19 protein-coding genes are annotated in these 17,952 nt (G+C 59.8%); 13 read left to right on the top strand and 6 right to left on the bottom strand.

Going from position 1 to position 17,952, the window contains the following annotated elements:
- Nucleotides 1–111 precede the first annotated feature (111 nt).
- The 13 genes from ACR0K9_RS15105 to ACR0K9_RS15045 all read left to right on the top strand — a co-directional run bounded on the left by ACR0K9_RS15105 (nucleotide 112) and on the right by ACR0K9_RS15045 (nucleotide 10,988).
- Entirely contained in the window at nucleotides 112–573 is a 462-nt protein-coding gene (locus ACR0K9_RS15105) for an Lrp/AsnC family transcriptional regulator (RefSeq protein WP_480533198.1), read from the top strand.
- A 58-nt stretch (nucleotides 574–631) separates the two neighbouring features.
- Nucleotides 632–1,495 carry a branched-chain amino acid aminotransferase gene (locus ACR0K9_RS15100; RefSeq protein ID WP_480824371.1) on the top strand — a complete coding sequence of 288 codons (864 nt, stop codon included), beginning with the start codon at nucleotides 632–634 and terminating at the stop codon, nucleotides 1,493–1,495.
- 53 nt (nucleotides 1,496–1,548) lie between these two features.
- Entirely contained in the window at nucleotides 1,549–2,004 is a 456-nt protein-coding gene (locus tag ACR0K9_RS15095) for a universal stress protein (protein ID WP_480533202.1), read from the top strand.
- Nucleotides 2,005–2,013: 9 nt separating this feature from the next.
- A complete protein-coding gene (locus ACR0K9_RS15090; protein ID WP_480824369.1) occupies nucleotides 2,014–2,607 on the top strand; it encodes a DsbA family protein in 594 nt (197 codons plus the stop codon).
- A gap of 69 nt (nucleotides 2,608–2,676) precedes the next feature.
- Nucleotides 2,677–3,240: a NifU family protein gene (locus ACR0K9_RS15085; RefSeq protein ID WP_480533206.1), complete on the top strand. Its 564-nt coding sequence runs from the start codon at nucleotides 2,677–2,679 to the stop codon at nucleotides 3,238–3,240.
- The gene (tsaB, locus tag ACR0K9_RS15080; protein ID WP_480824367.1) at nucleotides 3,230–3,820 is read left to right on the top strand and encodes a tRNA (adenosine(37)-N6)-threonylcarbamoyltransferase complex dimerization subunit type 1 TsaB; all 591 of its coding nucleotides are present in this window, start codon (nucleotides 3,230–3,232) and stop codon (nucleotides 3,818–3,820) included. Before ACR0K9_RS15085 ends, tsaB begins: the two co-directional genes overlap by 11 nt.
- Nucleotides 3,817–4,230 carry a GNAT family N-acetyltransferase gene (locus ACR0K9_RS15075; protein ID WP_480824365.1) on the top strand — a complete coding sequence of 138 codons (414 nt, stop codon included), beginning with the start codon at nucleotides 3,817–3,819 and terminating at the stop codon, nucleotides 4,228–4,230. Before tsaB ends, ACR0K9_RS15075 begins: the two co-directional genes overlap by 4 nt.
- 155 nt (nucleotides 4,231–4,385) lie before the next feature.
- Nucleotides 4,386–5,384 carry a BMP family lipoprotein gene (locus ACR0K9_RS15070; RefSeq protein ID WP_480533212.1) on the top strand — a complete coding sequence of 333 codons (999 nt, stop codon included), beginning with the start codon at nucleotides 4,386–4,388 and terminating at the stop codon, nucleotides 5,382–5,384.
- Between the two features lie 94 nt (nucleotides 5,385–5,478).
- Complete coding sequence (locus ACR0K9_RS15065; RefSeq protein WP_480824364.1) at nucleotides 5,479–7,008, top strand: ABC transporter ATP-binding protein; 1,530 nt, start codon at nucleotides 5,479–5,481, stop codon at nucleotides 7,006–7,008.
- A gap of 3 nt (nucleotides 7,009–7,011) precedes the next feature.
- A complete protein-coding gene (locus ACR0K9_RS15060) occupies nucleotides 7,012–8,106 on the top strand; it encodes an ABC transporter permease (RefSeq protein WP_480824362.1) in 1,095 nt (364 codons plus the stop codon).
- Complete coding sequence (locus ACR0K9_RS15055) at nucleotides 8,106–9,074, top strand: ABC transporter permease (RefSeq protein ID WP_480824360.1); 969 nt, start codon at nucleotides 8,106–8,108, stop codon at nucleotides 9,072–9,074. The genes ACR0K9_RS15060 and ACR0K9_RS15055 overlap by 1 nt, the downstream gene beginning before the upstream one ends.
- 227 nt (nucleotides 9,075–9,301) lie before the next feature.
- Complete coding sequence (locus tag ACR0K9_RS15050; protein WP_480533219.1) at nucleotides 9,302–10,222, top strand: sulfite exporter TauE/SafE family protein; 921 nt, start codon at nucleotides 9,302–9,304, stop codon at nucleotides 10,220–10,222.
- Nucleotide 10,223: 1 nt separating this feature from the next.
- Complete coding sequence (locus ACR0K9_RS15045) at nucleotides 10,224–10,988, top strand: TIGR02186 family protein (protein WP_480824358.1); 765 nt, start codon at nucleotides 10,224–10,226, stop codon at nucleotides 10,986–10,988.
- Between the two features lie 3 nt (nucleotides 10,989–10,991).
- Here ACR0K9_RS15045 and ACR0K9_RS15040 read toward each other — a convergent pair whose 3' ends face one another.
- The 6 genes from ACR0K9_RS15040 to ACR0K9_RS15015 all read right to left on the bottom strand — a co-directional run bounded on the left by ACR0K9_RS15040 (nucleotide 10,992) and on the right by ACR0K9_RS15015 (nucleotide 17,901).
- Nucleotides 10,992–11,720, bottom strand: coding sequence for an SDR family oxidoreductase (locus ACR0K9_RS15040; protein ID WP_480824356.1), 729 nt, complete (start codon nucleotides 11,718–11,720; stop codon nucleotides 10,992–10,994).
- Nucleotides 11,717–13,249 carry an ATP-dependent DNA helicase gene (locus tag ACR0K9_RS15035; RefSeq protein ID WP_480824354.1) on the bottom strand — a complete coding sequence of 511 codons (1,533 nt, stop codon included), beginning with the start codon at nucleotides 13,247–13,249 and terminating at the stop codon, nucleotides 11,717–11,719. Before ACR0K9_RS15035 ends, ACR0K9_RS15040 begins: the two co-directional genes overlap by 4 nt.
- 61 nt (nucleotides 13,250–13,310) lie before the next feature.
- A complete protein-coding gene (locus ACR0K9_RS15030) occupies nucleotides 13,311–13,949 on the bottom strand; it encodes an acyl-homoserine-lactone synthase (RefSeq protein WP_480824352.1) in 639 nt (212 codons plus the stop codon).
- Nucleotides 13,950–14,030: 81 nt separating this feature from the next.
- On the bottom strand, nucleotides 14,031–14,750 hold the full coding sequence (locus ACR0K9_RS15025) for a helix-turn-helix transcriptional regulator (RefSeq protein WP_480824350.1): 720 nt from the start codon (nucleotides 14,748–14,750) through the stop codon (nucleotides 14,031–14,033).
- A gap of 369 nt (nucleotides 14,751–15,119) precedes the next feature.
- Nucleotides 15,120–16,406, bottom strand: coding sequence for a crotonyl-CoA carboxylase/reductase (gene ccrA / locus ACR0K9_RS15020; protein ID WP_480533231.1), 1,287 nt, complete (start codon nucleotides 16,404–16,406; stop codon nucleotides 15,120–15,122).
- A 112-nt stretch (nucleotides 16,407–16,518) separates the two neighbouring features.
- Complete coding sequence (locus ACR0K9_RS15015; RefSeq protein ID WP_480824348.1) at nucleotides 16,519–17,901, bottom strand: 1-acyl-sn-glycerol-3-phosphate acyltransferase; 1,383 nt, start codon at nucleotides 17,899–17,901, stop codon at nucleotides 16,519–16,521.
- Nucleotides 17,902–17,952: the final 51 nt, after the last annotated feature.

Raw genomic sequence — 17,952 nt, 5'->3', positions numbered from 1 at the left:
CCCAGAGAGTTTGCCACCTTTGGCTGAGAGGTTTCCGCCATAATATCGCTGGCAGTTAGCGTTGATTGGCTATATTCTCCAAACATTAGATCATTGTTAGGTAATTTCTCCATGGACAGCATCGACGCCAAGATCATCCGCGCCTTACAGAAGGATGGCCGCATGACGGTCATCGATCTGGCCGAGCATGTCGGGCTGTCGCCAACCCCCTGCGCGCGGCGTCTGGACCGCCTGCAGCGCGATGGCATCATCACCGGCTATACCGCGCAGGTTGACCCCGAGCAGCTTGGCTTTGGCGTCTCCATCTTCGTCTCGGTCGAACTGGAGAAACAGGATCGCAACGCAATCGATGCTTTTGAGAAAGCAATCCGCCGCTGCGATGAGGTAATGGAATGCTACCTGATGACCGGATCGCGGGATATTCTGCTGCGCGTGGTAGCAAAAGACCTCAACGCCTTTGATGCGTTTCTGGAAAACCGGCTGATGCAAATACCGGGTATCCGCAACCTCAGATCGAACTTCGCGCTGCGCACCATGGTCAAACGCGAAGCGCTGCCGCTGGATCACGGATAATCTGCTGGACCTTGCGCCAGCCCCAACCTAGGTTTTCCCCGAGCTGAGGGAGAGCATAATGGCAGTCGGCACGAACATCCGCACCTATTTCGACGGTCAATGGCATGACGGAGACGCCCCGATCATGCGCGCGGCAGACCATGGCGCATGGCTGGGCTCTTCGGTTTTTGACGGTGCACGGTTCGTCAACGGGCTGACTCCGGATTTGGATGCCCATTGCGACCGGGTGAATCGTTCGGCCGAGGCCTTGATGCTGACGCCAACCGTCACCACCGAACAGATGGTCGAACTGGTTCACGAAGGGCTTGAGGCCTATGCACCCGACACGGCTGTCTACATCCGTCCGATGTATTGGGGAATCCACGGGGACCAGACTGCAATTGTTCCACAAGAAAACAGCACCGGTTTCGCGATCTGCCTCGAAGCGATCCCGATGGCACCCGAAACAGCGTCGGTGACGCTGACGACAACGCGGTTCCGCCGCCCGGTGCTGGAATCCGCAGTGGTCAATGCCAAGGCCGGGTGTCTTTATCCCAACAATGCCCGGATGCTGGCCGAAGCGCGCTCCAAAGGGTTTTCGAACGCGCTGGTGGCGGATGCAATGGGTCATGTGGCCGAAACCGCGACCGCCAATATCTTCATGGTCCGCGATGGCGAAGTGTTTACGCCCATCCCCAACGGCACCTTCCTGGCGGGGATCACCCGGGCCCGTCACATCAAAAACCTGCGCACCGACGGTGTGACCGTGCATGAAACGGTGCTGAGCTTTGACGATTTCCACGAAGCGGATGAGGTGTTCATGTCCGGCAACATGAACAAGGTGACCCCGGTCACCGCGCTGGACGACACACAATATCAAGTTGGCCCGATTGCACGGCGCGCCCGCGAGATGTACTGGGACTGGGCTGGCAGCAACCGCTAGTTGCCAGCGCATTCCCGGTCAGGCATGATCGCGAAAATAGTCAGGGGACATATATGCGCAAATTCTTGGTCGTTCTGGATGATAGCCGCGAATGTTTGAACGCGATGCGCTTTGCAGCCATGCGCGCGGCACATACAGGAGCAGGCGTGACGATTCTGTCCGTCATTCCCCCGGATGAGTTCAATCACTGGATCGGAGTGGCCGAAGTGATGCGTGAAGAGGCGCGCGAACGTATCCACGCGCATTTCGAGGTGTTCGCCAAATGGATGCGCGACAAGCAGGGCATTGAACCGGAACTCACCATCCGCGAAGGCGACCCGGTGCCCGAGATCATCGCCCATGTCCAGTCGGACCCTGAAATTGGCGTGCTTGTCTTGGGCGCGGGAACGGACAAGAAAGGCCCCGGTCCGCTGGTCACGCAACTGACCCGCAATTCCGGCAGTCTGCCGATCCCGATCACCATCGTTCCCGGCGATCTGAGCAAGGAAAAGCTGGAAGCCATTACCTGAGGCGATGCCATGGGCGCCAAGCTGCAATTCTGGTTCGATTTCGCCTCGACCTATTCCTATCTCAGCGCCATGCGAATCGGACAGCTGGCATCGGATCAGGGCCTGACCATTGAATGGCAGCCTTTCTTGCTGGGCCCGATCTTTGCCGATCAGGGGTGGAACAATTCTCCGTTCAACCTCTATCCCGCTAAGGGGCGATACATGTGGCGGGATATGGAACGCCTTTGCGCCGCGCGGGACCTGCCCTTTCAGCGTCCCGGTGCATTCCCCCAGAGCAGCCTCAAGGCAGCACGTCTGGCCCTGACGATTGATGCCCCCGATCAACGGGCGAAATTCGCCCGCGCCGTCTATTCGGCTCAGTTCGGCGTGGGAAAGGAGATTTCCGACCTCGGGGTGCTGACAGAGTGTCTGACAGCTGCTGGTGTCGCGCCAGAGCACATAGATCGAATGGGCGATCCGCAGATCAAGGCAGCCCTATTCAAACAGGTCGACCGCGCCAAGGCACTGGGCATCTTTGGCGCCCCGAGCTTTGTGGCGGGGGATGAGCTGTTCTGGGGCGATGATCGTTTGGCTGATGCGATTTCCTACGCCGCATCAATTTAGAATCGTTCCAAATCTTGACTTCCCGTGCCCGGGCGCGCATATCAAGGGCAACTCAAACGGAGTCGCGCCATGTTCATCCAAACTGAATCCACACCCAACCCGGCAACGCTGAAGTTCCTGCCCGGTCAGACGGTTCTGGAAGCAGGCACCGCAGATTTCCCAAGCGCCGAAGCGGCCGAGAAATCGCCTCTGGCCAATCGGATTTTCGCAGTGAACGGCGTGACCGGTGTGTTCTTCGGCAATGATTTTGTCACCGTCACGAAATCGGACGACGTTCAGTGGGACCACATCAAACCCGCCATCCTTGGCGCGGTGATGGAGCATTATCAGTCAGGTCAGCCAGTCATGGCTGCCGATGCGCAAACCGCCTCGGGTCACGCCGAGCATACCGGCGAGGATGCTGAAGTCGTGAACCAGATCAAGGATCTTCTGGACAGCCGCGTGCGCCCTGCCGTGGCGCAGGATGGTGGCGACATCACCTTCCACGGCTTTGATCGCGGCGTTGTCTATCTGCACATGCAGGGGGCCTGCGCCGGCTGCCCGTCCTCGACTCTGACGCTGAAGATGGGGATCGAGAACCTGCTGCGCCACTACATCCCCGAAGTGACCGAGGTTCGCCCGGTTGCCGTCTGACCCGACAATCCTGGCGTTTGACACATCGGCCGCGCATTGCGCGGCCGCTTTGCTGCGAGGCGGTCAAATCATTGCTTCTGCCGCCGAATCCATGTCGCGCGGGCAGGCCGAGCGCCTGATGCCTCTGCTTGAGGAGGTGCTCGCACAAGCGGGCTGCGCCTGGGCGGATCTGGATGCCATCGGCGTTGGGGTCGGACCCGGCAATTTCACTGGCATTCGCATCTCGGTCTCTGCGGCCCGGGGGCTTGCTCTGGGCCTGAACGTCCCGGCTGTCGGCGTGTCAGGGTTCGACGCGCTAGCCGAAATCGCTCCGGCAGGCACTCTGCCGGCAATCTCTGCCCCACGCGATCAGGTCTATGTGCAACATGGGGGCACGCCTGCGCGGCTCCTGCCAAAAGTTGAGGCCGAGGCATTCGGTGCGCTGTTCCTTTGCTCCGACCCCGCCTTGCAGGCACAAGCCATCGCACGGATCGCCGCACGTCGCTGGGAAAAAACGGATCAGCCCCCGGCCCCACTTTACATCCGGCCCGCCGATGCCGCGCCTTCCAGCGACACGCCTCCAGTGCTGTTGGACGAATGACCCCGCAAGAGCTTGCCTCGACCCACGCTGCGGCGTTCACGCAATCACGGCCCTGGACCGCGTCCGAGTTTTCTGCGTTGCTGGACAACCCGTTCACCCATGTCACCGGCACCGCCAAGTGCTTTGCCCTGTTTCAGGTCATCGTCGATGAGGCCGAACTGTTGACGATTGCGACCCATCCCGCACATCAGCGGCTGGGGCTGGGCCTAAGTTGCATGGACATATGGCATGCCAAAGCCGCGCAACTGGGGGCGACTCGAGCATTTCTGGACGTCGCCGCCGACAATCTGCCCGCATTGACGCTTTACCAGCGCTGCGGATATCGCCGCTGCGGACAGCGCAAAGGCTACTACACCCGAAGCTCCGGGGAAAACTGCGACGCAATCGTTATGGAGCGCGCTCTGCCCTGACGGCAGGTGGCAATTTTCTATTGTTTGGTCAAAAATCAGTTGACCCTGACTGTTGCATACGGCCTTAATTCCCGCCATCACAACAGGTATGCTCGCTCTGAGTGGGTGATGGGGCGTTAAAGCCCCGGACCGATTATAACCAACGGGAGTAACAAATGACCCTAATGAAATCCCTGATGGGCGCCGCTGCTGCGGTTGCACTGACCGCTGGCGCGGCTCTGGCCGAACCGGCCCTGATCTTCGATCTGGGTGGCAAGTTCGACAAATCGTTTAACGAAGCCGCACATAATGGCGCGTCGCGCTGGGCGGAAGAGACCGGCGGCACCTATCGCGAGATTGAGATGCAGTCCGAGGCACAGCGCGAGCAAGCCCTGCGCCGCTTTGCCGAGGCGGGTTCGAACCCGATCATCACCATGGGCTTCGGCATGGCCGATCCGCTGAGCGCGGTCGCCGCTGACTATCCGGATACAACCTTCGTTGTGGTCGACGTCACTTGGCTGGACGCGCCGAACCTGCGTCAGGTGGGTTTTGCCGAGCATGAAGGCTCGTATCTGGTGGGTATGATGGCAGCCATGGCTTCCAAGACCGGTACGGTCGGCTTCATCGGCGGCATGGATGTCCCGCTGATCCGCCACTTTGGCTGCGGCTATGCGCAAGGTGCAAAGGCTGTTAATCCCGATATCAACGTGGTCGCCAACATGACCGGCACGACACCTGCGGCGTGGAACGACCCGGTGAAGGGTTCGGAACTGACCAAGGCCCAGATCAGCCAGGGCGCTGACGTGGTTTACGCTGCTGCTGGCGGCACCGGTGTCGGCGTGCTGCAAACTGCCGCTGACGAAGGTATCCTGTCGATCGGCGTGGACAGCAACCAGAACCACCTGCATCCGGGCAAGGTTCTGACCTCGATGCTGAAACGCGTGGATGTCGCTGTTTATGAAGCGATGAGCGCGGGCGAAGATGTCGAAACCGGCGTATTCGTCATGGGCCTGGCCGAAGATGGCGTTGGCTATGCCATGGACGACAACAATGCCGCGCTGGTGTCGGATGACATGAAGGCCGCCGTTGACAAGGCGCGTCAAGACATCATCGACGGCAACGTCTCGGTGGTCAGCTACTACGAGAACGACAGCTGCCCGGCGCTGCAGTTCTGATATCATGCGGGACGGGGGCATGCCTACCGTCCCGCTTCCACTTTGCCAGCCTGCCAATGGCAGGTGGCCCTTCTTCGGCAATTGAGGACAAGACATGACCGTCCCCGCCATTGAGCTCAAAGGGATTTCCAAAGCCTTTGGGCCGGTTCAGGCCAACAAAGACATTTCCATCAGCGTCGCCCCCGGCACGATCCACGGGATCATCGGTGAAAACGGTGCGGGCAAATCCACGTTGATGAGTATCCTCTATGGTTTTTACAAAGCCGACAAAGGCGAGATCTGGATCAACGGCACAAAAACCGACATCCCTGACAGCCAGGCGGCCATCGCCTCGGGCATCGGGATGGTGTTCCAGCATTTCAAACTGGTCGAGAATTTCACTGTTCTGGAGAATATCGTTCTGGGCGCCGAAGATGGTGGCCTGCTGGCCCCGTCGCTGGCCAAGGCGCGCAAGGAACTGAAAGCGCTGGAAGAAGAATACGAGCTGTTTGTCGATCCGGACAAACGCATCGACGAGATCGGCGTCGGCATGCAGCAGCGGGTCGAGATTCTCAAGGCGTTGTATCGCAAGGCCGAGATTCTGATTCTGGACGAACCAACCGGCGTGCTGACCCCTGCCGAGGCGGATCAGTTGTTCCGCATCCTCGACCGTTTGCGGTCAGAGGGGAAGACGATCATCGTGATCACCCACAAGCTGCGCGAGATCATGGAAAACACCGACACGGTGTCAGTGATGCGGCGGGGCGAGATGACGGCGACAGTCAAAGCCGCCGATACCAACCCGCAGGAGCTGGCCGAGCTGATGGTGGGCCGCAAGGTGCTGTTGCAGGTAGACAAGGTGCCTGCGCAACCGGGTAAGCCAGTTCTGGAAATCGAAAACCTGCGGGTGACAGATTCGGCTGGCGTCGAGCGTGTCAAAGGCATCAACCTGACCGTCCGCGCGGGTGAGATTGTTGGAATCGCCGGGGTCGCGGGCAATGGGCAATCCGAATTGCTCGAGGTTCTGGGCGGCATGCGGCCCGGGCAAGGTTCCATCAAGCTGAACGGCGAACCTCTGGCCCTCAGCGGCGCAGGCTCGGACGGGCAGGCCCGCCGCGCGCAGCACATCGCCCATGTACCCGAGGACCGGCAGCGCGAGGGTCTGATCATGGACTTCTACGCGTGGGAAAACGTGGCTTTCGGCTATCACCGTGACCCTGCCTATAAACGCGGCCTGTTCATGGACAACGCCGCGCTGCGCGCCGATACCGAAGCCAAGATCGAGAAATTCGACGTGCGTCCGCCCAATGGCTGGCTGACCGCCAAAAGCTTCTCGGGCGGCAACCAGCAGAAAATCGTCGTCGCGCGCGAGATCGAGCGCAACCCCGACCTGCTGCTGGTCGGTCAGCCCACGCGCGGCGTGGATATCGGTGCCATCGAGTTCATTCACAAACAGATCGTCGCCTTGCGCGATCAGGGCAAGGCGATCCTGCTGGTCTCGGTCGAGCTGGAAGAGATCTTCTCGCTGTCCGACCGGATTGCGGTGATGTTTGACGGACATATCATGGGCGAGCGTCTGCCCGCCGAAACGGATGAAAAAGAACTGGGCCTGCTGATGGCCGGTGTTGCAGGAGAGGCCGCCTGAACCATGGAAAAAATGCCCAAATGGGCCGATGTGGTGCTGATCCCGCTGATCAGCCTGCTGCTGGCCACAATCCTTTCGGCAATCGTCATCCTTGCCATCGGAGAAGACCCGATCGAGGCGGTGAACCTGATGGTCACTGGTGCCCTCGGGTCGACATATGGCTGGGGGTATACCCTGTATTACGCGACCAATTTCATCTTTACGGGTCTGGCGGTCGCCGTGGCCTTTCACGCGCGCCTGTTCAACATCGGCGGTGAAGGTCAGGCCATGCTGGGGGGCTTGGGCGTTGCCATCGTCTGCCTGTCAGTGCCATGGCCGCACTGGACCATCGCGCTGCTGGCCGCCTGCGCAGCCTCGATGATCTTTGGCGCGGCCTGGGCCGCGATCCCGGCCTATCTGCAAGCCAAGCGCGGCAGCCATATCGTGATCACCACGATCATGTTCAACTTCATCGCCGCCGCTTTCCTGAACTACATGCTGGTCAACGTGATGCGCCCGCAGGGGTCGCAAGACCCGGCGACCGCGCGTTTTCCAGAGGCGGTGCATCTGCCGACCTTCCAGTCCATGTTCTCGACCGCCGAAAACGTGATGTTCCGCGGCGCGCCTGCGAATATCTCGTTCTTTGTAGCGCTGCTCGCCTGCGTCGTTGTCTGGGCGCTGATCTGGCGCACCCGGCTGGGTTATGAAATTCGCGCCTATGGTCATTCTGAGACCGGGGCTGTTTATGCGGGCATTTCGCCGGTCAAGATCACCATCGTCGCCATGCTGATCTCGGGCGCGCTGGCTGGTCTCATGGCCATCAACAACGTGATGGGCGAAGCCGAGCGGCTGGTTCTGAACTCGACCGAAGGAGCCGGGTTTATCGGCATCGCGGTGGCGCTGATGGGGCGGTCGCATCCGTTTGGTGTACTTCTCGCCGCGATCCTGTTCGGGTTCCTGTACCAGGGCGGTGCCGAGCTGGCCCTGTGGACGTCGATCCCGCGTGAGCTGATCGTGGTCATTCAGGCACTGGTGATCCTGTTCACCGGCGCGCTGGACAACATGGTTCGGATGCCGCTTGAAAAGCTGTTCCTGATGCTGCGGAAGGGGTCGGCCTGATGGATATGTTTCTGACCCTCATCCAGGTTCTGGATTCGACCATTCGTCTGGCAACCCCATTGCTGCTGGCCTGTCTCGCCGGGCTTTATTCTGAACGCGCAGGCATCTTCGATATCGGCCTCGAGGGCAAGATGCTGATGGCAGCCTTCTTCTCGGCTGCGGTCGCTGCTGTCACCGGTTCGGTCTGGCTGGGTCTGCTGGCCGGGATTGCGGCCTCTCTGGTTCTGTCGGCGTTGCATGGATTCGCCTCGATCACGTTTCGCGGCAACCAGCTGATCTCGGGCGTTGCGATCAACTTCCTGGCCTCTGGCATGACGGTTCTGGTCGCGCAAAGCTGGTTCCAGCAGGGCGGCCGCACTCCGTCACTGTTCGGAGGGGGACGGTTCGAACCGATCAACTTCCCGCTGGCCGAATCCGTCGAAGGGGTTCCGCTGGTTGGTCCGGTGTATTCCGAGCTGCTGTCCGGCCATTCCATCCTTGTCTATATGGCGTTCCTGATGGTGCCACTGACGTGGTGGATCCTGTTCCGTACCCGGTTCGGACTGCGCCTGCGCGCGGTGGGGGAAAACCCGGCGGCGGTGGATACCGCCGGTGTTTCGGTCGTTGGTCTACGCTATGCCGCCGTAGCAATCTGCGGCGTGCTGTGCGGCATTGCGGGCGCTTATCTGGCGACTGCGCTGCAGGCGGGTTTCGTGAAAGAGATGACTGCCGGACGCGGGTTCATCGCACTGGCGGCGCTGATCTTCGCGAAATGGCGACCTTGGCACGCGATGTGGGCCTGCTTGCTGTTCGGGTTGCTTCAGGCCATTGCCCTGCGATTCCAGAACATCGATCTGGGCGGGGTTGTCATCCCGGTACAGGTCATGGACGCCCTGCCCTACATCCTGACCGTGGTGATCCTGGCCGGGTTCGTGGGCAAAGCCGTACCGCCGCGCGCGGGTGGTGAACCCTACGTGAAAGAGCGCTGATAAGGCCAGTTCAGGACTGACCCTCAGTCCTGTTTGCTGCAAAGCGGCATACAGAGTTGATTTTGTATGCCGCAACCGCTCTAAGGAGATATGGACTTGCCCCGCCACAGTTCCGCAGCCCTGGCACCCGCCAACCAAGCTGTTGCGTGCGTTTCGTCTATTGAGTCTTACGTTATCACGGGTTCCGCCGCTTCGCGCTGCGCGACCCTCGCCGTTTAGAAGAAGCCATGCAGATCTACCTTCCGATTGCCGAAGTATCCGTAAATGCCTTTCTACTGCTTGGGCTGGGTGGCATGGTCGGGATATTGTCCGGGATGTTCGGTGTGGGCGGCGGGTTTCTGATGACGCCGCTGCTGTTCTTCATCGGCATCCCTCCGGCGGTTGCAGTCGCGACCGAGGCCAACCAGATTGTCGCCTCGTCCTTCTCGGGTGTTCTGGCCCATTTCAGGCGAAGAACGGTCGACCTGCGGATGGGGACGGTGTTGCTTATCGGGGGTTTGGCCGGGGCGGCGCTCGGCGTGGTTCTGTTCAACTATCTCAAAAGCCTTGGTCAGGTCGATCTGCTGGTCAAGCTCTGCTATGTGGTCTTTTTGGGCGTGATCGGCAGCCTGATGTTTGTCGAAAGCCTGAATGCCTTGCGCAAATCCCGCAAGGGCGGTGGTGCGGTCCCAAAACGCCGTCAGCGCGGCTGGGTCCATGCGATGCCGTTCAAGATGCGGTTTCGGACCTCGGGACTTTATATCTCGGTTATCCCGCCGGTGATGGTAGGGCTGTTCGTCGGCGTCCTGTCCGCGATCATGGGTGTGGGCGGCGGCTTTATCATGGTGCCTGCGATGATCTACCTGCTGGGAATGCCGACCAAGGTTGTGGTTGGCACCTCGCTGTTTCAGATCATCTTTGTGACCGCTTTCACCACGATGCTGCACGCCACCACCAACTTTACGGTCGACGTGGTCCTCGCCGTGCTGCTGCTGGTCGGCGGGGTGGTCGGCGCTCAGATCGGCACGCTGATCGGCGCGCGAATGCCAGCCGAGCAATTGCGCGTCCTGCTGGCCGCTTTGGTTCTGGTGGTCTGTGGCAAACTGGCGCTGGATCTGCTTTTGCAACCGGCCGAGCTGTATTCGCTGGGCGATGCGGGGGGTCACTGAGATGTTGCGTCTGATCGCCGCCCTCTGTCTATTCTGCGTGCCGGTTCAAGCGGCCCAGGAACAGGTTGTTCTGGGGCTTTCGCAGGACCGGGTTTCGATCACGGCCAATTTCGACGGCTCCGAGATTCTTGTCTTCGGTGCGGTCAAACGCGAAGCGCCGATCCCCGAGGGCCCTCCGCTTGAGGTCATCGTATCGGTTGTCGGCCCGTCCGAACCCGTCACCGTGCGCCGCAAGGAAAAGAAGTTTGGCATCTGGGTCAACACGGACAGTCTTGTCGTCGACCTTGCCCCCAGCTTTTATGCAGTCGCAACCAGCGCCCCGTTCGATGAGGTTCTCAGCAACACCGAAGACCTGCGCAACAAAGTTTCGATCGAACGCGCGATCCGGTCGGTCGGTGCTGATATGAACATTCAGGGCGCACAGGATTTCTCGGCGGCGGTCATTCGTATTCGCGAAGACGAAGGGCTTTATTCGATCCGGGAAAACACAGTTGCTGTGGATGAGCAGACCTTGTTCCGCACGTCGATCGAAATGCCGGCGGACCTGACCGAGGGTGATTACACCGCGCGGATCTTCCTGACCCGCGGCGGCAATGTGGTCTCGAATTTCGAAACGTCAATCGACGTGCGCAAGGTGGGCCTTGAACGGTTCCTGTATAATCTGTCCCGCGAGCAGCCTATCTGGTACGGCCTGATGTCGCTGGCCATCGCCATTGCCGCCGGTTGGGGAGCGTCGACGGCGTTCCGTTTGCTGCGCGAGAAGTAATCGCTAACCCCGCCCGATATAGGGCATGGTCGTGGCCAGAACCGTCATGAACTGCACATTCGCCTCGGGCGGTAGACCAGCCATATGCAGCACGGATCGGGCGGCATCAGCGACATCCATGGTCGGATCAGGCGTGTGGCCTTCCGCGATGGCATTATCGACCAGTTCCTGAACCATCGGGGTGCGGGCATTTCCGATGTCGATCTGCCCGCAGGCGATATCAAACGCACGCCCATCCAGGGACAGACTGCGCGTCAGGCCGGTAATGGCGTGTTTCGTTGCGGAATAATGCACCGAATTCGGGCGCGGCACATGGGCTGCAATCGATCCATTATTGATGATCCGCCCACCCTGGGGCTGTTGCGTCCGCATCGCCGCGAACGCAGCGCGGGCGCACAGGAACATGCCGTTCAGGTTCACATTGACCGAGTTGTACCAGTCGTCCAAGGCAATCTCGTCGATGGTACCGCCGGGGGCAAAAATACCGGCATTGTTGAACAGGACATCCAGCCGACCGGTCTTTTGTATGAATTCGAAAAAAGCTGTTTCCACCGCATCAGGATCGGTGACATCCGCAACCAACGGGACCGCATTGTCGCGGCCTGAGGCCATCTCGTGCAACCTGTCCGCGCTGCGTGCCAGCAAACCAACGGCCCAGCCTTCGGACAGAAACAATTCAGCCGTTGCCTTGCCAATGCCCGAGCTTGCACCGGTGACGATGATCGTCTTCATGTCTCTTCCGCCTCTAACGTCAACGCGGGCGCCGCCGTGGCCCGCAGGTCATCAACGCGCAGTGGATGCGTTGGCTTGGACAACCGGTTGCGGACCACCCAGATCAGCCGCTCTTGCGCACGCGTGATGGCAACATAAGCCAGACGTTTCCACAAGGGCTGCCCCGCCTCTGTCCGTCCCATACGAGCGGCGGCGTAGATATCAGGGGCAAAGACTTGAACCGTATCCCACTGCGAGCCCTGCGCCTTGTGGATCGTCACGGCTGCACCATGCAGGAACGTGGCCCCCATACGGGCGGCGTAGGGGATGAACGGCTCTTCCTCGTCCGGTTTTTCGATCTGCACAATCGAGGCAGCGCTGACCTGAGGGTCTTCGGCCCCCATCACATGCAGACGCGAAAACCCCGGCTTGCGACCGGGGCCCAGATAAATGACCTGCGCCCCCTTGATCAGGCCACGCGCTTCAAGATCCAGCCGCTTCTTGCGGTGTTTCAGAGGCAACTCGATACCATCGCAGATCAGCGGCTCGCCCTCCAGCAACTCGGTCTCGGGCGCGCCGTGGACGCTGCGGAATGCCTGGATCAGGCGGATACGGGTGGCATTGCGCCAGACCAGAACCGGGCTGCGCGCCATCAGGTCGACCTCGACCCGTTGGCCCCAGACGACACGGTCGTCTTTGCGGGCGGTATCCTCGATCAGGCGTTCGAAATCCTCGAACCCCATTGCCGGGTCGGCCAGCGCATGGGCGAGGTCAAGTATCGGGTTGTCGGCTGTCTGGCGGTGCACCCGATGCAAAATCTGCTTGCGCGGCTCGGGCAATGCGTCGAACACCATCGACCCGGATTGGTTCACAGGCGCCAGTTGTGCCGGGTCTCCGAACAGCAGCAGCGTGGGAAAAATCTCTTTCAGATCATCGAATTGCCGATCATCCAGCATCGAGGCCTCATCAACAAAGCCGATATCCAAAGGCTCTTCCCGGCGCTTCCAGCCGGTGATGAAGTCAGAGCCGCGCAATCCGGCAGCGGCCAGCGCGCCGGGGATGGATTTGTTGTTGGCATAGAACGCAGCGGCACGATCCAGTGCTTCGTCGGTCAGCCCTTCGATCTCGGGCCGTTCGTCGTTACCGGCCAGCCACTCGGCGATGCGCTCATATTCCGGGTCGTAGACCGGGGTATAGAGGATGCGGTGAATGGTCGTTGCAGGCACGCCGCGCAAGCGCAAAACGCTGGCGGCCTTGTTTGTCGGGGCGAGGATGGCGAGGCTGCGCTTGTCGCGGGATTTGCGGCTTTCAAAATCGCCCGAGATCAGATTGACCCCCGTCTCGGCCAATGCCTTGAACAGCTCGGCCAGCAGCAGGGTCTTGCCCGATCCTGCCTTGCCGATCACAGCCATGACGCCCGATTGTCCGCCGCCCGGCAATTTCAACAGGGCGTCGTCTTCAAGATCGACACCCGCCGTGCGCAACATTTCGGCAATGTTGTCGAAAGCGGCGGCCTGATCTTCGGAAAAGGTAATCTGGGGCAAGGACATGGCGCGACCCTACAGGGACGCGCCGTGCTCCACCAGATACGGAATGCGATATCGGCCAGCCTCAGGCAGACAAAGCAAACCGATGCTGGGCGGTGATGCCGAAAGCCGTCTTGAACCACAGGCGCGACAGCTCACGCGGGATGCCCGCGCGGGCGGCGACCCGGTTGCAATCGTCCGCCGAATACGGCCACAGACCGACCGAGATTTGATCCCGACCCGACCCTTCCGAGCCCAGCACCACCGGAGACGACCCGATCATGCGGTAAATCCGGATCATGCGCGCATCGAACACCCCCGCGATATGGGTCAGGCCAAACCCCTCCATCACCTCGCCACCGCTGAGCATGATGGCCCCCGCCGTATGGGCGCTGGCGGTACGTGACAGGCAGAAGCGGGTCACCTCCCAGATCAGAGGGCTGTGGATCGGGCTGCCTCCGGTCAGATGTCCGAACACCTCGTTTACCATCACCGGCCCGGTCGTCGGCAGAATCCGCATCGAGCCGCCATGACTGCCATCCGCCTCTTCCCAGATCACATAAAGCGGGTTCAAGTCATCATAGTGATCCCGCTCTTCCCCCTTTTCGTTAACTTTAACGTCCCAGCCCAGCCGGGTTTTAAACTGATCGGCACGATCCCGAAACATTCCTTTGGCAAGCACTGGATGTTTATACAGCTCGTCCGCGTACAGATAACGCAACATGACGTATTCCCCTTGTCGTCCACATGGAACAAAGGGGGTACGTACTCGTGGTTAATTTACGGTGAGAGCAACGTACGGTCGTTAAACGACTATTAAACCTCGGCTGAGCGCCGTTGCGATGGCATGAGTCGTGTTCTGCGCGCCCAGCTTGGCCCGCGCGCTTTCGATATAGGCCCGTAGCGTGTGTTCAGAGATCGAAAGGGAATGCGCCACCTGCGCGCGGCTATAGCCCAGCGCAAGCAACGTCATGGCATCAATTTCACGCGGCGAAAGGCCGCGCGTGGTTTCCGGTTGCCGTTCTCGGGCGAATTCCAGCGCCTTGCGATTCAGGAAATACGCCACCAGAATCAGATCACGGCCAAAGGTCGCAATGAAGGACTGCCAGGTCTGATCGTCACAATTGTGGTTCGCCGTGAACAAGGCGAACTGACCGCTTGGACCCCGCAGGGGGACGGAATATCCCTGATTGCCGACACCATGTTCCAGCGCGTCTTCCAGAAAGGCACGCACGGCCTTGCCGGACCAATCCAGCTGTTTCCAGTCCACCGCATGAAACCGCTGAAAACAGCCCAGAATGACCGGGTCAATGCGATGATAACTTCTGTCGCGGTACCGTTCGTCCCAGTCATCGGAATAGGTGGTGAAACCGTATTGATCCCCAGCCCCGTCAACCCAGTGATAGGTGATGTGATCAAACTCAAGCCGGTCGCGCAATTGGACCGAGACACTGGTCAGCTCTTCAAGCGTGCTGGTGTTTTCCAAATCCTCGAGGATCTGGCTCAAATCGAACTGTGTTGCCATTCGTCGGCGCGCAAGCCTCATCCTTCAAGGACGCAATCTCGGCCGCAGCGACCAGCCTGGTGTCGTCAAGCTGTTCTGCAAGTGCGGTCAACCCGTTCGCCACCGCAAAGGCGTTGAGGTCCGACAATACGTCCAGTATCCACTCATTTTGCGCCATCAGGGTGTCCCCGAAATAGTTAACGAATAGTTAACACAACCATAACATGTGCAGACTATTTCGGCCTACTCACTGCTTTCTACTCCCCAAAAATAGTGGGGGAATGCCGCCTAACTCATTGATATGTATAGATGCATTCCAGAAACGCAAAACACCCGCGCGGCAATGGCATGCTGCGCGGGTGTAATAACCCTAAATCAGGACAAATTGGCTTAATCGCCCGCCGCGAGAACTTCTTCCAGAGTGCGCATACCGGTATGCGGTGCCTGAACAAGAACCGACATGTTGCCGGGCTTATGCTCGTTCCGCATCATCTTCATATGCGCCTCGGGCAGGTCCTGCCATGTGAACACCTCGGACATGCAAGGATCCAGACGACGCTCGACCATCAGCTGGTTCGCGGCGGCCGCTTGCTTGAGATGCGCAAAATGCGATCCCTGCAGGCGTTTCTGGTGCATCCACATATAGCGCACATCGAAGGTCAGGTTATAGCCGGTGGTACCAGCGCAGATCACGACCATACCGCCCTTCTTCACCACGAAGGTCGACACCGGGAAGGTGCTTTCGCCGGGATGTTCGAACACCATGTCGACATTCACACCCTTGCCGGTGATATCCCAGATCGCCTTGCCGAACTTGCGCGCCTCTTTGAACCATTCCGCATATTCCGGAGTGTTCACCGTGGGCAGTTGACCCCAGCAGTTGAAATCCTTCCGGTTCAGAACACCTTTGGCACCCAGACCCATGACAAAGTCACGCTTGCTTTCGTCCGAGATCACGCCGATGGCATTCGCACCTGCCGTGTTGATCAACTGGATCGCGTAAGAGCCCAGACCACCGGACGCACCCCAGACCAGAACGTTCTGACCCGGCTTCAGGTCATGCGGCTCGTGCCCGAACAGCATCCGGTACGCGGTGGCCAGCGTCAGCGTGTAGCAGGCACTTTCTTCCCAGGTCAGGTGCTTGGGGCGCGGCATAAGCTGCTGGGCCTGCACGTTGGTGAACTGGGCAAAAGACCCATCCGGCGTCTCATAACCCCAGATGCGCTGGCTGGGCGAATACATCGGATCGCCGCCGTTGCAATGCTCGTCATCGCCATCGTCCTGGTTGCAATGGATCACGACTTCGTCGCCGACCTTCCAACGCTTGACCTTGTCACCCACGGCCCAGACGATGCCCGAAGCATCCGACCCCGCGATGTGATAAGGTGCCTTGTGGCCGTCAAACGGGCTGATCGGCTTACCCAGCGAGGCCCAGACGCCGTTATAGTTCACCCCGGCCGCCATAACGAGCACCAGAACCTCGTGGCTGTCCAACTTGGGAACATCGACCACTTCCAACTGCATGGCCGTGTCGGGCTCGCCATGGCGTTCCTTGCGGATGGCCCAAGCATACATCTGCTTGGGGACATATCCCATCGGCGGGATTTCCCCCATTTCATAGAGGTCTTTTTCCGGCGCCTCATACGACGCGATGCCATTGTCGACGTCCAAAGCCATGCTGGCCTCCTTTATCTCATCTATTGCCGCGCCGCAGAATCGCGGCTTTCACCAACTGGAATATTTGCGGCCAAGAAATATTGCAATAGTTTTTGGTGCTAATTTTGTAATTTTATGACCCAGCAGTTGCAGAAACTCTTTCTGCGCCTGCAAAGCCGCCGTCGCGAGGGGCAGGCCCGGCCGCTGCGGCATAATAGGCCAGAAGCTCTGCACGCTCACCCGAGGGACGCAAAATCCCGTTGCTACGCGACAAAATCCGGCGTTCGGTCAGTTGATTAATGGCATCGTCAATGGCCTCACCCGTGTCCGGGTCCAAAGCATCACGACCCAATTCTAACAAACGGGCCTTGAGGTCGTGCTCGGCCATCTCACCCTCTTGCTGGATCAGGCGGCATGCGGCAGGCAGAGGAGCGAAGGGAATCGCGGCACCGATCCTTTGCATCAGTTCACGCGCCAGATCGGTCATCAGGTCCCGTTCATGGGTGGCGCGAAAGTCCTGCAGCGAAATCGGTGTCGCATATCGAACCGACGCGATGCCGAACCGCTTGTAGCGCCCGACCACACGCCGCCAGAGCTGTTTCAGGGTCCAGCGCGTGATCACCCCGATCCGGGCACGGAAACGACGTTCAGCATCCTTCGCCGCTGCAGTCAGAACTGTATCTTCAAGAACCCGGTCATAGTTCAATGCAACCGGCACGAACACCACATCGCGGCCCTGTGGATCAGCAGCGTCCACAATGTATTTCAGCAAACCCAGCTTGGGCCGCCCCAGCTTGCCTGTCAGGCTCAGACCGCCCTCGGGGAACATGGCCTGGGTAACGCCCGCCTCGGTCGCATGGCGCACATAGCTGGCCAGCACCTGACGGTACAGATCGCTGCCCGATTTGCGGCGAATAAAGTAAGCCCCCATTGCGCGGATCAGGCGGCTCAGCGGCCAGACCCGCGCCCATTCTCCGACCGCATAAGACAGGGCGGAATGATCCGCAGCCAAATAGGTGACCAGCACATAATCCATATTGCTGCGATGGTTCATCACATAGATGACCGTCGCATCAGGGTCGATATCATCCAGCGCCGCCTTGTTCTCATAGCTGAGGCGAACGTTGTAGAAGGCATTGCTGAGCATTCGCGCAAGGCGGATCGCCACGCTGAAATAGGCAACGGTCGAAAAGGATGGCGCAATCTCGCGCGCATAGCGCCGCGCCTGTTCGGACGCGACCGCATCGGGCAGACCTTCTTCTTTCGCATGGCGCTGCACGGCTTTGCTGACCTGCGGGTCATAGATCAGCCGCTGAATCATGTCGTGCCGCCCCGCCAGCTTGAAGGGCTGGATCGGACGTTGAAGGCGCTTGTTCAGCCGCGCGACCGCGCGCTCAAGCCTGCGACGAAAGAACCACCGCACCGACGGAAACAGGAAATGCGAGGCAAAGGTGACCGCGGCAAACAGCACGATCAGCACAAAAAGCCAAAGCGGAAGTTCCACGGTCTGGGTCATGGGCGCACAGTGCCATTATTTTCCACCACTCACAATCTGAAGAAACCGCCT

Source organism: Ruegeria sp. L12, assembly GCF_056531745.1.
This window is presented reverse-complemented; position numbering and strand designations above follow the sequence as displayed.

Excerpts from the sequence above, each read along its gene's own strand:
- ACR0K9_RS15105 (WP_480533198.1), top strand. The coding sequence starts at position 112 with ATGGACAGCATCGACGCCAAGATCATCCGCGCCTTACAGAAGGATGGC.
- ACR0K9_RS15100 (WP_480824371.1), top strand. The coding sequence starts at position 632 with ATGGCAGTCGGCACGAACATCCGCACCTATTTCGACGGTCAATGGCAT.
- ACR0K9_RS15095 (WP_480533202.1), top strand. The coding sequence starts at position 1,549 with ATGCGCAAATTCTTGGTCGTTCTGGATGATAGCCGCGAATGTTTGAAC.
- ACR0K9_RS15090 (WP_480824369.1), top strand. The coding sequence starts at position 2,014 with ATGGGCGCCAAGCTGCAATTCTGGTTCGATTTCGCCTCGACCTATTCC.
- ACR0K9_RS15085 (WP_480533206.1), top strand. The coding sequence starts at position 2,677 with ATGTTCATCCAAACTGAATCCACACCCAACCCGGCAACGCTGAAGTTC.
- ACR0K9_RS15075 (WP_480824365.1), top strand. The coding sequence starts at position 3,817 with ATGACCCCGCAAGAGCTTGCCTCGACCCACGCTGCGGCGTTCACGCAA.
- ACR0K9_RS15070 (WP_480533212.1), top strand. The coding sequence starts at position 4,386 with ATGACCCTAATGAAATCCCTGATGGGCGCCGCTGCTGCGGTTGCACTG.
- ACR0K9_RS15065 (WP_480824364.1), top strand. The coding sequence starts at position 5,479 with ATGACCGTCCCCGCCATTGAGCTCAAAGGGATTTCCAAAGCCTTTGGG.
- ACR0K9_RS15060 (WP_480824362.1), top strand. The coding sequence starts at position 7,012 with ATGGAAAAAATGCCCAAATGGGCCGATGTGGTGCTGATCCCGCTGATC.
- ACR0K9_RS15055 (WP_480824360.1), top strand. The coding sequence starts at position 8,106 with ATGGATATGTTTCTGACCCTCATCCAGGTTCTGGATTCGACCATTCGT.
- ACR0K9_RS15050 (WP_480533219.1), top strand. The coding sequence starts at position 9,302 with ATGCAGATCTACCTTCCGATTGCCGAAGTATCCGTAAATGCCTTTCTA.
- ACR0K9_RS15045 (WP_480824358.1), top strand. The coding sequence starts at position 10,224 with ATGTTGCGTCTGATCGCCGCCCTCTGTCTATTCTGCGTGCCGGTTCAA.
- ACR0K9_RS15040 (WP_480824356.1), bottom strand. The coding sequence starts at position 11,720 with ATGAAGACGATCATCGTCACCGGTGCAAGCTCGGGCATTGGCAAGGCA.
- ACR0K9_RS15035 (WP_480824354.1), bottom strand. The coding sequence starts at position 13,249 with ATGTCCTTGCCCCAGATTACCTTTTCCGAAGATCAGGCCGCCGCTTTC.
- ACR0K9_RS15030 (WP_480824352.1), bottom strand. The coding sequence starts at position 13,949 with ATGTTGCGTTATCTGTACGCGGACGAGCTGTATAAACATCCAGTGCTT.
- ACR0K9_RS15025 (WP_480824350.1), bottom strand. The coding sequence starts at position 14,750 with ATGGCAACACAGTTCGATTTGAGCCAGATCCTCGAGGATTTGGAAAAC.
- ccrA (WP_480533231.1), bottom strand. The coding sequence starts at position 16,406 with ATGGCTTTGGACGTCGACAATGGCATCGCGTCGTATGAGGCGCCGGAA.
- ACR0K9_RS15015 (WP_480824348.1), bottom strand. The coding sequence starts at position 17,901 with ATGACCCAGACCGTGGAACTTCCGCTTTGGCTTTTTGTGCTGATCGTG.